Source organism: Kitasatospora sp. NPDC054939 (assembly GCF_053610105.1).
The window spans coordinates 1-12,937 of sequence record NZ_JBSGXP010000200.1; the positions used below are offsets into that span (position 1 = coordinate 1).

Below are 12,937 nucleotides of genomic sequence, written 5' to 3' on the forward strand. Positions count from 1 at the left end.
AGACCGGGGCGGTGCCGCCGGCGGCACCACCGCCGCGCAGTTCGCCGGGCGGCGGGGGCGGCGGGGCGCTCGCCGGGTTGCGGCCGCCGGCGCCCTGCGGCGGCTCGGCGGCGGGCACCCCGGGACCGGGGGCGCCGGGCAGGCCCATCAGGCCGGGCATCGCGTCGGGCGAGGCGAGCACGGTCGGCGCGTGGTCCGCACCGGGGCCGCCGGCACCCGGGCCGGCCGGGGCACCGGGGCCGCCGGGCAGCTCGTCCGGACGGGCGAGCACGGTCGGCGCGTGGTCCGCACCGGGGCCCGCGGCACCCGGGCCGGCCGGGACACCGGGCGCGCCCGGCAGGCCGTCCGGCGGGGCGAGCAGGGTGGGGGCGGGCGCGGCGGCCGCGGGCGGGGCCGGCGGCATGCCGTAGCCGCGCTCGGGCATCAGCACGGTGGCCGCCTCGGAGCCGGCCGGGGCCGCCCCGGACAGGCCGGCGCCGTTGGTGCGCAGCCCGTCCGGCATCAGCATGGTCGCCGCCTCGGAGCCGGCGGGTGCGCCGGTGCCGTGCGGCGGGGTGCCCTGCGCAGGAGTGTGCGGCGGCGGGGTGGTGGCCTGCGGCGGGGTGTGCGGCGCGGGGGCGGGCTCGTAGGGGGCCGCGGGCGCCGGGACCGGCGCGCCGTACGGACCGTCCTGGCCGGGCGGCGGGGCGAGCATGGTGGGCGCGTCCCCGGCGGGGCGCTCGGAGACCGGCGGGGTGGTCAGCACCGCGGGCGCCGGCGGCACCGGGGCGGGCGCGGGCTCCACGGGTGCGGGCGCGGGCGCGGCGGCGGGCGCGGCCGTCCCCAGCCGCTCCGCCTCGGCGGCGATCGCCGCCGCACCGGCCTCCTGCAGCCACTGCGGCGGGCTGAGCAGGAAGGAGGTCGCCTCGACCGGGCCGGGCGCGGGGCGGGCCGCACCGGCCGGGTTGGCCGCGACCGGGCGGCCGTAGACCTCCTCGTACCGGCGGACCACCTCGTTGACCGGCAGGGCGGGCCAGAGCGTGCCGGCCCCGGAGTCCCTGGCGATCACCAGCCGGACCCCTCCGGAGCCGCCGGCCCCGCCGGACCCGTCCGCCGCCTGGCCGGGCTCGACCGCCCAGCAGACGTAGCCCAGGTCGAACTCGCGGACCCGCACCTCGCGCTGCTGAGCGCGCGGCACCCCGCTGTTGATCCAGTCGTCGGCGAGTTCCTGCGCCTGCGCGTACGTCACCACGCCCGGTTCACCCCTGTCCCCTTCGTCCCCGTACTGTCCGCCGCCACCGCTGATGCCACGTCGATCACGTCAGCCCACCGGTACGGCGCGGGCGAACCCGCCTTCCACCATCAGCTCCGCGACCGTCTCCAGCTCCGGCGGGCTGCCGGCCAGCCGGAGCAGGAACGCGTCGAAGTCGTCGCCGCAGGGCAGCAGCAGCCGGGCCACCCGGTCCTCGGCGGCCTCGGGCGCACCGGTGTCCCGCGCGTCGTCGTAGAGGCAGAACCAGAGCGAGCCGATCCGGTCGCCGCGCACCTTGAGGGCGACGATGCCGCCCTGGGCGTAGGCGATGCCCAGGTAGTCCTTGGTGAGGTGGTCGCGCAGGCACTTGTTGGCGTAGACGAGGTCCTCGACGCCGTACTCCTCGCTGAGCGTCAGGAACGGCTGGTCGAGCAGCAGCCCGAGGTCGGGGTCGAGCGCCACGCCGGCCGGGGCGCGCCCGCCGCCGAGCTTGAGGAAGGTGCGGTACGCGTCGGGCAGCCGGTAGCCGAGGCGCTCCTCGGCGCGCTGGACGAGGTCCTCGGGGACGCCGAGCGGCTCGCCGGCCTCGCCGGCCAGCGGGAAGTGCACCGGCCGGCGCTCCTGGAGCGGGCGGGTGCCGCGGCGGTCGTGGTCGGCGGAGGAGGTGGCGAGGCCGCCGTGGTGCCGCAGCAGGGCCTTGACCTCGACCGGGACCAGCTCCATCCGGCGCCAGCCGGGCGCCGCCCGGCCGACGGCGTGGTGCCAGGTCCAGCCGGGCGGGGTGGCGACGGCGGTGGCCAGGTCGGCCCAGAGCGGGTGGCCCTCGGTGTACAGGGCGGCGTTGGCGGAGACGTAGTCGGTCAGGCGCAGCTCGTCGACGCCGAAGCCCTCGGGCGGGTCGGCGACCTCGGCCGCGGCGGCGGCGTACGGACCGAAGTCCGGGTAGCCGTGCTCGTCCACCCCGACCCCGCCCGCGTGCTTCTCCGCACGCACCGGGTCCGGGAAGTGCACCACCTGACCTGCGTACGCCGCGTTGGGCACGGCGGCGATGCCGGGCCGACCTGTCGTCATCTGGGAGCCCCCACTGGCTGCTGCAACATTCTCCATCGCGATTGCTGGACACCAGCGTAGGGGGTGCCGCCCGCACCGGATCCCCCCGCCTGGGGAGACCCGGTGCGGGGCGGGTGCTCAGGCTGCGAGGGCCTTGGCCAGGGCCTCGGCGACACGCTCCTGCTGGCCCGCGGTGATCTGGGGGTAGAGGGGCAGGGTGAGCAGTTCGCGGGCGGCCAGCTCGGCGACCGGGAAGGCGCCCGCGCCGTGGCCGAGTTCACGGAAGGCGGGCTGCAGGTGGACGGGGACGGGGTAGTGGACGCCCGCGCCGATGCCGGCGGCGTTCAGGGCGGTGAGGACGGCGTCGCGGTCCCGGCCGGGGCCGATCCGCACCGCGTACAGGTGCCAGACGTGCTCGTTGCCGGGGGCGGTCCGCGGCAGGGCGACGCCGTCGATCCCGTCGAGCAGCCGGTGGTAGCGGTCGGCGGCGGCCCGGCGGGCCTCGTTCCAGGCGGGCAGCCGGCGCAGCTTGGCGCGCAGGACGATGGCCTGCAGGGCGTCCATGCGGGAGTTGAAGCCGTACCGCTCGTGCACGTACTTGCGGGCCGAGCCGTGGTCGCCGATCAGCCGGACGTTCCCGGCGAGGGCGTCGTCGTCGGTGACCACGGCGCCGGCGTCGCCGTAGGCGCCGAGGTTCTTGCCGGGGTAGAAGCTGGTCGCGGCGATCCGGCCGTGCAGGGCGCGGCCGTGCTGGCGGGCGCCCTGGGACTGCGCGGCGTCCTCCACCACCGGCAGGTCGCCGGCCGCGGCCAGCAGCGGGCCCATCGGGGCGAGCTGGCCGTTGAGGTGGACGGGCACCACGGCGACCGCCCCGGCCGCGGCGTCGGCGACCCGCGCCGGGTCGATCAGCAGGTGGTCGGGGTCGGCGTCTACCAGGACCGGCCGCAGCCCGGCCCGGACCACCGCCTCGGCGGTGGCGACGAAGGTGTTGGCGGGCAGCACCACGCCGCCGCCGGGCGGCAGGTCGAGGGCGCGCAGGGCCAGTTCGAGGGCGTCGGTGCCGTTGGCGGCGCCGACGCAGTGCCGGGCGCCGGAGAAGGCGGCGTACTCCTCCTCGAAGCCCGCCACCTCGGGGCCCTTGATGTAGCCGCCGGTGGCGAGCACCCGGTCGAAGCCGGCCCGGACCTCCTCCTCGACCTCGGCGTGGGCGGCCCGCAGGTCGACGAGCGGCACCGGTGCGTCGGTGGTCATGCCTGGTCTCCTCCTCGGCTGTCGCCGGCCGGGCCGACGGGGGCACTGCGGTCCGCGGGGCCGTCGAGGGCGCCGCGCAGGGCCTCGACCACCCGGTCCTGCTGCTGCTCGGTGAGCCCGTGGTACAGCGGCAGGATCAGCGAGCGGCGGGTGAGCAGTTCGGTGGCGGGCAGCGGCACCCGGGCGGTGCCCTTGTACGGGGCCTCCAGGTGGGCGGCCATGATGCCGCGCCGGGCGGAGACGCCCGCGGCGGCGAGCCGGGCGAGCAGCTCGCCGCGCCCAGGGGCGCCGTCCGGCGGCAGCAGCCAGCAGGACTGGTAGTTGGTGGTGCCGTGGGCCGGGTCGGCGACCAGCCGGGCCCCGGTACCGGCCAGCAGCTCCCGGTAGCGCTCGGCGAGTTCGCGCCGCCGGGCGACCATGGCGGGCAGCTTGCGCAGCTGGACCAGGCCGATCGCGGCCTGGATGTCGGTCATCCGGTAGTTGAAGCCGATCTCGTCGTAGGTCTCGAGCAGCGCGGCCCCGCCGGCCGCCGCGTGCCGGTCGGCGGCCGAGACGCTCATCCCGTGCTCGCGCAGCCGCCGCAGCCGGGCCGCGAGCTCACCGTCCCGGCAGGTGACCATGCCGCCCTCTCCGGTGGTCAGCAGCTTGCGCGGGTGGAAGGAGTACGCGGCGATCGCGGCGCCGGCCCCGGCCGGGCGGTCCCGGTAGACCGAGCCGGCGGCGCACGCGGCGTCCTCGACCACGGTGGCGCCGCGCGGTTCGACGAGGGCGCGGACGGCGTCGAGGTCGACCGGGACGCCGCCCTGGTCGACCACGACGACCGCCCGGGTCCGCGCGGTGAGCAGCGGGGCGACGGTGTCGGGGGTGAGGTTGCCGGTGGCCGGGTCGACGTCGGCGAAGACCGGCACCGCGCCGACGTAGGTGACGGCGTTGGCGGTGGCGACGAAGGACAGCGACGGGACGACCACCTCGTCGCCGGGCCCGACGCCGGCGCCGATCAGCGCCAGGTGCAGCGCGGTGGTGCAGGAGGAGACGGCGACGGCGTGCGGGACGCCGAGGTGCGCGGCGAAGGCCGCCTCGAACTCGGCGACCCGGGGGCCCTGGGCCACCCAGCCGGAGCGGACGGCCTCGGCGGCGGCCTCGGCCTCCTCCTCGCCGAGCCAGGGGATCATGACGGGGATGCTGGACACAGGTCTGCTCCGGGGACGGCGGGAGGGCGGCTCGGGTCCGGGTCGCCCCGGGCGCCGCAGGCCCGGGTGCGGGGCCCGCGGCGGGTGCTCAGGGGCGGGGTCTCACTGCTCGCGCCACCAGGCGACCAGTCGGCGCAGCCCGTCGTCGAGGCCCAGTTCGGGCTTCCAGCCGAGGTCGCGCTCGGCCGCCGTGATGTCGGCGAGCCGGCGGACCACGCCGCCCGCGGTGCCGCGGGCCGGGCCGTGCTCGACGTCCAGGTCGCTGCGGTCCATCGCGGCGAGCAGGGCGTCGGCGAGGCCGCGCAGCGAGACCTCGGTGGAGCTGGCGATGTTGTAGACGCGGTCGGTGACGGGCGCGGCGGCGGCGAGCAGGTTGGCCCGGGCGATGTCCTCGGTGTAGACGAAGTCCATGGTCTGGGTGCCGTCGCCGAAGATCAGCGGGGGGTCGCCGGCGGCGATCCGCTCCATCCAGCGGATGAACACCTCGGTGTACCGGCCGTGCACGTCCATCCGGGGTCCGTACACGTTGAAGTAGCGCAGGGCGACGTAGTCCAGCCCGTCCATGGCGTGGAAGCTGCGCAGCAGGCCCTCGTTGAAGACCTTGGCGGCCCCGTACAGGGTGTCGTTGTGGTACGGGTGCTGGGTCTCGGGCGTGGGGAAGACGTCGGCGAGGCCGTACACGGAGGCGGTGGAGGAGGCGACCACCTTGCGGACGCCGGTCTCGGCGGCGGCCTCGACCACGTCGAAGGTGCCGTCGACCATGACCTCCAGGGCGAGCCGGGGCTCGGTGGCGCACTGGGTGATCCGGATCGCCGCGAGGTGGAAGAGCAGGTCGGTGCCGGGTCCGAGGAGCTCGCGCAGCAGGGCGCGGTCGCGGATGTCGCCGTCCACCACCCGCAGCTGCCCGGGGGCGGCGGCCTCCCCGGCGTGCGCCAGGTTGGCGGCGCGGCCCCGGACGAAGTTGTCGAGCACGACGACCTCGCGGGCACCGGCCGCGATCAGCTGGTCGACCACGGTGGAGCCGATGGTGCCGGCCCCGCCCGTGACCAGGCAGCGGGAGCCCTCGATCTGTACAGCGTTCACCGCGTGGCGGCCCTCTCCTGAGCAGCGGACATTCGGTCGGTCGGCAGGGCGTGGTCGCGGCCGGCACCCACCGGGACGGTGGCGCCGCCGAGTTCGAGGCTGAGCGAGGCGGCCTCCAGCAGCTGCAGCACCCGCAGCCCGGCCCGGCCGTCGGTGAGCGGGGCCCGGCCCTCGGTGATGGCGGCGGCGAACTCGGCCATCACGTTGCGCAGTGCCTCCTGCTCGACCAGGGCCGGGGCGACCATCTCGCCGACCCGGTAGGAGATCAGCGCCTGGTGGCGGATGGCGTCGGTCAGCTCGTCGGGCGGGGTGAGGTCCACCCCGCGGTCGTGCACCGCCAGCCGGGCCTGCGGGTTGAGGTCGTCCCAGACCAGGGTGCGCCGGGAGCCGCCGATCAGCGTGGTGCGGACCTTGGTCGGGGAGAGCCAGTTGACGTGGCAGTGGGCCAGCGCGCCGTTGCTCAGCCGCACCGTCAGGTACGCCACGCAGGCGCGCCCGGCACCGATCGGGTCGGCGCCCTGGGCGGAGACCCCGACGGGTTCGACCCCGGGCGGCAGCACGAAGTCCAGGATCGACAGGTCGTGCGGGGCGAGGTCCCACAGTACGTCCACGTCGGGCTGGACCAGGCCGAGGTTGATCCGGACCGAGTCGAAGAACTGGACGTCGCCGATCTCGCCGCCGTGCACGAGTTCGCGGATGCGGCGCACCACCGGCGTGTAGCAGAAGGTGTGGTCGCACATCAGCACCAGGCCGCGCTCCTCGGCGAGCGCCACCAGGGCGGCGGCCTCCTCGGCGGAGGTGGTGATCGGTTTCTCCACCAGGACGTGCTTGCCGGCCTCCAGCGCGGCGCGCACCAGCCGGTAGTGGGCGGCGGCGGGGGTGGCGACGGCGACCGCCGCGACCCGTTCGTCGGCCAGCACCTCGTCGAAGGAGGTGGTGGCGCGCACGGTGCTGTACCCGCCCAGCACCCGGCGGGACCTCGCCTCGTCCAGGTCGCAGAGCCAGTGCAGCCGCAGGGCCGGTGTCTGCTGGGCGTTGCGCACCAGGTTCGGGCCCCAGTAGCCGGCCCCGACCACGGCGATGCCGATCGGTCGCGCCGGTACGGGCTGCGGCGGCGCCCCCGGTTCGGGCACGTGCTCGCCCGGTGCCTCGTTCGCGGTTTCCGTCATCGCAAGACCCCCCTTGCTCGACGCCGGGGCGCCCTTGCCCCGGCGGCCTCAACGGCCAGACCGAGCAAAGGAGTTGTCCTGCCCGCCCGCACTCCCCCGCGGACCGGCCGCCCCCTTGGCTCGCTGCAGGAACGCTACCGGCCGCTCCCGTCGCGGGGAGGCGGATTCGGGAAAACCGGGGACGAGTCGTGTGGACGGCGTGCGGATCCGGCCAGCTTTCCGTGCCCGTCGGCCGGTTGCCGCCGCCGCCCGGGCGCCGCCGCACCCCGATTGTGCGTCTGTCGGTGGTATTTGACAGGCTTGCCCCGGACCGAGGACCACCACGGCCGGGAGGAGGAGAGAGATGACCGACGCGCACGCGGCCCCGCCGCCCCTGCTGCAGCACCACCGGGACAGCCTGCTGCCCGCGGTCGCCGCCGCCCTCTCGCTGCGCGGCGGCGAGGTGCAGACCCTGGCCGGCGCCAAGTCCGCCGGCCGCCCGGCCCTGCACCCGCTGGTCGCCGAGTTCCTCGACACCCTGCCCGTCGAGCACCGCGAGCGCTTCGCCGGCCGCTGCCCGGAGGCGGTCCTGCTCTCCCAGCACCTGGCCGCCGTGGACGGCCGGCGCTCCAAGCGCGCCGCCCGCAAGCCGATGGGCCTGCCGGAGGCCCGCAAGTCGCTCAAGGGCGCGCGGCTCACCACCGTACGGATCCGCGAGGAGGGCGACCCGGCGCACGGCACCCACGCCCCGCCCTGCCGCTCCTGCGCCGCCCTGCTGGAGCACTTCGCCGTCCGGAGCGTCGCCGTCGGCCCGCCCGCGGGCTGAGCCGCCCCGCCCGCACGCCCCCCGTCCCCGAGCCCTGGAGCCCGCCCTGAATCCGCCCGGCCCGCCCACGTCCGCCCTCGGCCCGACCGCCGCCCGCACCCGCCCGCGCTTCCCCGCCGACGTCGCCGCCGCACTCAAGCAGGCCGGCTGGCACCCGGGGCGCTGGCAGATCCGGCAGGCGGAGGAATGGGCCGACACCCTGGCCGGGCACGGCGGCCCGGACGCACCCCCGCACGCGGTCTTCCCCGCGGCCGTCGAGGCCTGGGCCGAGTTCGGCGGCCTGGCCGTCGACCTGGCCGGCCCCGGCCGGGAGCTGGCCCGCACGCCGTTCCTGATCGACCCGCTCTGCGGGCTGCACCAGCCGCGCACCCTGGCCGACCTCGGCCGCGCGCTCGGCACCCGGCTCGCCCCGCTCGGCGAGGAGCGGTACGGCCAGGCCCTGCTCGCCCTCGACGAGGAGGGCCGGGTCTACAGCCTCGACCACACCGGCGAGTGGTTCCTCGGGTACGGCATCGACGAGGCGGTCAGCACGCTCGTGCTGGGCACCGCCCCGTCACTGCTGCGCACCGCCGACCGCTGAGCACCGCCACCCGGGCTGTGCCTAGCGCGGCAGCGGATCGCTCTGCACCGCGAGCCGGGACGGCAGCACCGCCTCCACGCGGAACCCGCCGTCCCGCTCCGGGCCCGCCGAGAAGCTGCCGCCCAGCGCGACCACCCGCTCGCGCATCCCGACCAGGCCGTTGCCGCCGCTGGGCAGCGCCGCGGCGGCCCGCTCCCCGCCCGGGCAGTCGTTGATCACCGACACCCGCACGCCGTTCGGCGCGTACGCGAGCAGCACCGCGACCTGTGCGCCGCCGGCGTGCTTGTGGGCGTTGGTCAGCCCCTCCTGGACCACCCGGAAGGCGGTCTGCTCGGCCTCCGTGCTGAAGTCCCGGCGGCTGCCGCTGACCGTCAGGGTCACCGCCATCCCCGCCGCCCTGGACTGGTCGACCAGCCGCGGCAGCCCGGCCAGCGAGTCCGGCGCCACGCCCGCGCCCTCGTCGGACATCCGCAGCACGCCGAGGATCTCGCGCAGCTCGTCCAGCGCCTGCCGGCCGACCTCGCCCATCAGCCGGGCGCTCTGTGCGGCCCGCTCCGGGTCCTTCGCCACGATCCGCTCCAGCGCACCCGCGTGCACCACCATCAGCGAGACCCGGTGCGCGACCACGTCGTGCATCTCCCGGGCGATCCGGGTGCGCTCCTCCAGCCGGGCCCGGCGGGCGCGCTCCTGGGCCTGTTCGGCCAGCAGGTCGAGCTCGGTCTCCAGGCCGTGCGCGCGGTCCTTCAGCGAGTCGATCAGCCGCCGCCGCGCCCCCATGTACAGGCCGGTCGCCACCGGCGGCACGGTCAGGCCGACGGCCACCAGCACCGACAGCAGCACCTGCCCCCAGAGCGGCGGGGCCTCCGGGGGCTGCTCGGACGGGCTGAGCATCGAGTACAGCATCACCCCGACCGCCTCGACGAAGGCGAGCCCGGACAGCGCGACCACCTTCCGCCGGCGCGAGGGCCACTCCCAGGTCTCCGCCAGCGTGTACAGCGACACCACCAGCAGGACGACGCCGAGCATCCCGGGCATCGCGACCAGCGCCACCAGGACCGGTACGGCCGGCCAGCGCCGCCGCACCACCAGGCTCGCCCCGGCCAGCGCGCCGAGCGTCGCGACGCCCACCACGGCGGGCACGCCCAGGTCGAAGCGGGGGGAGAAGAAGGCGACGCCGCTGAACGCGCACTCCAGGCCGGCGAGCGCCGCCAGCCCGATGTCCAGGAGGGCGCTGCGGCGCCGCTCCCACCACCAGAACGATCGGGCCGGCACGCGCTCCCCAGGCGACTTGCTCATAGCTCCACAGCCTACGGCGGAAGGATGATCCTTCCCCACCGGGTATGACCCCGACACATCCCTGATACCGACAGTGGTCCAGACCACATCCGTCACTCCGGCGACCTGTCCGCCATCCGGCCACCTCGCGGACAGTCGCACCCCTGACACCTATGCTGGTCGCGTCGGACAGCGCGGTCCGCACCCGTCACACGCAGCACACGCGCGCCGCCGTGGCGGCAGAGCCGTTGCCGAACCCCACCACCACAGGGAGCCAGCCGTGACCGCTCCGGTCCCCGCCCCGGCGGACAGCACCACCCCGCCGCCCGCCGCCGGCCCGAGCGCCGACAACACAGCGCTGCGGGCGGACATCCGCCGCCTCGGCGATCTGCTCGGCGAGACGCTCGTGCGCCAGGAGGGCCCCCAGCTGCTCGGCCTCGTCGAGCAGGTCCGACTCCTCAGCCGCACCGACGGCGAGGCCACCGCCGAACTGCTCTCCGACATCGACCTGGAGACCGCCGCCAAGCTGGTCCGCGCCTTCTCCACCTACTTCCACCTGGCCAACGTCACCGAGCAGGTCCACCGCGGCCGGGAGTTGGCCACCCGCCGCGCCCGCGAGGGCTCGCTGCTCGCCCAGACCGCCGACCAGCTCGCCGACGCCGACCCCAAGCACCTCCAGGACACCCTGGCCCACCTGGCCGTCCGCCCGGTCTTCACCGCGCACCCCACCGAGGCCGCCCGCCGCAGCGTGCTCAACAAGCTGCGCCGCATCGGCGAGCTGCTCGACCGCATCCACCGCGAGCAGATCATGGCCGGCCTCTCGCACGCCGACCCCGCCCGCACCAGCTCCGCCAAGCGCCAGGCCGACCGCCGCCTCGCCGAGGCCATCGACCTGCTCTGGCAGACCGACGAGCTGCGCATCGCCCGCCCGGAGCCCACCGACGAGGCCCGCAACGCCGTCTACTACCTGGACGAGCTCTACCGCGAGGCCGTCCCCGAGGTCCTGGAGGAGCTGCACGAGGAGCTCGCCCGGGTCGGCCTCGCCCTGCCCGACGGCGTGCGCCCGCTGACCTTCGGCACCTGGATCGGCGGCGACCGCGACGGCAACCCCAACGTCACCCCGCAGGTCACCTGGGACGTCCTCAACCTCCAGCACGAGTACGGCATCAAGGACGCCCTCGACGCCGTCGACGACCTGCGCAACTCGCTCTCCACCTCCGAGCGGCTGGCCGGGGCCTCCCCCGAACTGCTCGCCTCGCTCAACAACGACCTCCACCTGCTGCCCGAACTCAGCCCGCGCTACAAGCGGATGAACGCCGAGGAGCCCTACCGGCTCAAGGCCACCTGCGTCCGGCTCAAGCTGGAGAACACCCGCGAGCGCCTCGCCCAGGGCACCCCGCACGTCGCCGGCCGCGACTACCTCGGCACCCGCGAGCTGATCGCCGACCTGCGCCTCGTCCAGGACTCCCTGCGTGCCCACCGCGGCGAGCTGATCGCCGACGGCCGGCTGGCCCGCGCCATCCGCACCATCGAGGCGTTCGGCCTGCAGCTCGCCACCATGGACGTCCGCGAGCACGCCGAGGCCCACCACCACGCGCTCGGCCAGCTCTTCGACCGGCTCGGCGAGGAGGCCTGGCGCTACGCCGACATGCCCCGCGAGTACCGGCAGCGGCTGCTTGCCAAGGAGCTGCGCTCGCGCCGCCCGCTCGCCCCCACCCCGGCCCCGCTCGACGCCGCCGGCGCCAAGACGCTCGGCGTGTTCAGCACCATCCGCGAGGGCTTCGAGCGGTTCGGCGACGAGATCGTCGAGAGCTACATCATCTCCATGTGCCAGGGCGCCGACGACGTCTTCGCCGCCGCCGTGCTCGCCCGCGAGGCCGGCCTGATCGACCTGCACGCCGGCATCGCCAAGATCGGCATCGTGCCGCTGCTGGAGACCACCGACGAGCTCCAGCAGGCCGACCGGATCCTCGACGAGATGCTCTCCGACCCCTCCTACCGGCTGCTCGTCTCGCTGCGCGGCGACGTCCAGGAGGTCATGCTCGGCTACTCCGACTCCTCCAAGTTCGGCGGCATCACCACCTCCCAGTGGGAGATCCACCGCGCCCAGCGCCGGCTGCGCGACGTCGCCCACCGCTACGGCATCCGGCTGCGCCTCTTCCACGGCCGCGGCGGCACCGTCGGCCGCGGTGGCGGCCCCTCGCACGAGGCCATCCTGGCCCAGCCCTGGGGCACCCTGGAGGGCGAGATCAAGGTCACCGAGCAGGGCGAGGTCATCTCCGACAAGTACCTGCTGCCGTCGCTGGCCCGGGAGAACCTCGAACTGACCATCTCGGCCACCCTCTCCGCCTCCGCCCTGCACACCGCCCCGCGCCAGGCCCCCGAGGAGCTGGCCCGCTGGGACGCCGCGATGGACCAGGTCTCCGAGGCCGCGCACACCGCGTACCGTGCCCTGGTCGAGCAGGAGGACCTGCCGAAGTACTTCTTCGCCGCGACCCCGGTCGACCAGCTCGCCGCCCTGCACCTGGGCTCCCGCCCCTCCCGCCGCCCCGACTCCGGCGCCGGGCTGGACGGCCTGCGGGCCATCCCGTGGGTCTTCGGCTGGACCCAGTCCCGCCAGATCGTCCCCGGCTGGTACGGCGTCGGCTCCGGCCTCGCCGCCGCCCGCGCGGCCGGCCTCGGCGGCGTGCTCGACGAGATGTACGGCCAGTGGCACTTCTTCCGCAACTTCCTGTCCAACGTCGCCATGACGCTGGCCAAGACCGACCTGCGGATCGCCCGCCACTACGTCGAGCAGCTGGTGCCCGCCGAGCTGCACCACGTCTTCGACCAGATCGTGGCCGAGCACGAGCTGACCCTGCGCGAGGTCCTGCGGCTGACCGGCGAGGGCGAGCTGCTGGAGCACAACCCGGTGCTCAAGCAGACCTTCACCGTCCGCGACGCCTACCTCGACCCGATCTCCTACCTGCAGGTCGCGCTGCTGCGCCGGCAGCGTGAGGAGGCCGCCACCGGCCGGCACGAGGACCCGCTGCGGGCCCGCGCGCTGCTGCTGACCGTCAACGGCATCGCGGCCGGCCTGCGCAACACCGGCTGACCCGGCAGGACCGCCCCGCAGGGCCCCGCGACCGGTAGAACTCGAGCACCGGCCGCGGGGCCCTGCGCCGTTCCGTGGCCGGTGCGCCCGGACACGACGGAGGGCCGGGGGCCCGGGGGCGCCCCCCCGCGCCCCCCCCCCCCCCACCCTACCCCCGCGCCCCCGCGCCCCCCAGCCCCCGGGCGGCCCCCCACCGCCCGCGCCCCCCC

Annotated in this window: 9 protein-coding genes and 1 pseudogene; 3 read left to right on the forward strand and 7 right to left on the reverse strand. The window is 76.0% G+C overall.

Annotated elements, in window-relative coordinates; translation table 11 throughout:
- From ACWGB8_RS35375 to ACWGB8_RS35400, 6 genes and pseudogenes are all read right to left on the reverse strand, one after another.
- A pseudogene (locus ACWGB8_RS35375) lies at positions 1-1,231 on the reverse strand (SUKH-4 family immunity protein); the annotation flags it as partial.
- Positions 1,232-1,300: 69 nt separating this feature from the next.
- The gene (locus tag ACWGB8_RS35380) at positions 1,301-2,302 is read right to left on the reverse strand and encodes an SMI1/KNR4 family protein (RefSeq protein ID WP_452217763.1); all 1,002 of its coding nucleotides are present in this window, start codon (positions 2,300-2,302) and stop codon (positions 1,301-1,303) included.
- A gap of 117 nt (positions 2,303-2,419) precedes the next feature.
- Positions 2,420-3,532 carry a DegT/DnrJ/EryC1/StrS family aminotransferase gene (locus ACWGB8_RS35385; protein ID WP_452217764.1) on the reverse strand — a complete coding sequence of 371 codons (1,113 nt, stop codon included), beginning with the start codon at positions 3,530-3,532 and terminating at the stop codon, positions 2,420-2,422.
- Positions 3,529-4,704, reverse strand: coding sequence for a DegT/DnrJ/EryC1/StrS family aminotransferase (locus tag ACWGB8_RS35390; RefSeq protein WP_452217765.1), 1,176 nt, complete (start codon positions 4,702-4,704; stop codon positions 3,529-3,531). Before ACWGB8_RS35390 ends, ACWGB8_RS35385 begins: the two co-directional genes overlap by 4 nt.
- A 120-nt stretch (positions 4,705-4,824) precedes the next feature.
- Entirely contained in the window at positions 4,825-5,805 is a 981-nt protein-coding gene (locus ACWGB8_RS35395; protein ID WP_452217766.1) for an NAD-dependent epimerase/dehydratase family protein, read from the reverse strand.
- The gene (locus tag ACWGB8_RS35400; protein ID WP_452217767.1) at positions 5,802-6,974 is read right to left on the reverse strand and encodes a Gfo/Idh/MocA family protein; all 1,173 of its coding nucleotides are present in this window, start codon (positions 6,972-6,974) and stop codon (positions 5,802-5,804) included. Before ACWGB8_RS35400 ends, ACWGB8_RS35395 begins: the two co-directional genes overlap by 4 nt.
- Positions 6,975-7,317: 343 nt before the next feature.
- Between ACWGB8_RS35400 and ACWGB8_RS35405 the strand changes: the two genes are divergently transcribed.
- The gene (locus tag ACWGB8_RS35405; protein WP_452217768.1) at positions 7,318-7,779 is read left to right on the forward strand and encodes a YwqJ-related putative deaminase; all 462 of its coding nucleotides are present in this window, start codon (positions 7,318-7,320) and stop codon (positions 7,777-7,779) included.
- Between the two features lie 46 nt (positions 7,780-7,825).
- Positions 7,826-8,359, forward strand: a complete 534-nt coding sequence (locus tag ACWGB8_RS35410) for an SUKH-3 domain-containing protein (protein ID WP_452217771.1) — start codon at positions 7,826-7,828, stop codon at positions 8,357-8,359.
- Positions 8,360-8,380: 21 nt separating this feature from the next.
- Here ACWGB8_RS35410 and ACWGB8_RS35415 read toward each other — a convergent pair whose 3' ends face one another.
- Positions 8,381-9,655, reverse strand: coding sequence for a sensor histidine kinase (locus ACWGB8_RS35415; RefSeq protein ID WP_452217769.1), 1,275 nt, complete (start codon positions 9,653-9,655; stop codon positions 8,381-8,383).
- 259 nt (positions 9,656-9,914) lie between these two features.
- Between ACWGB8_RS35415 and ppc the strand changes: the two genes are divergently transcribed.
- The gene (gene ppc, locus ACWGB8_RS35420) at positions 9,915-12,728 is read left to right on the forward strand and encodes a phosphoenolpyruvate carboxylase (RefSeq protein ID WP_452217770.1); all 2,814 of its coding nucleotides are present in this window, start codon (positions 9,915-9,917) and stop codon (positions 12,726-12,728) included.
- The last annotated feature ends 209 nt before the right edge of the window (positions 12,729-12,937 follow it).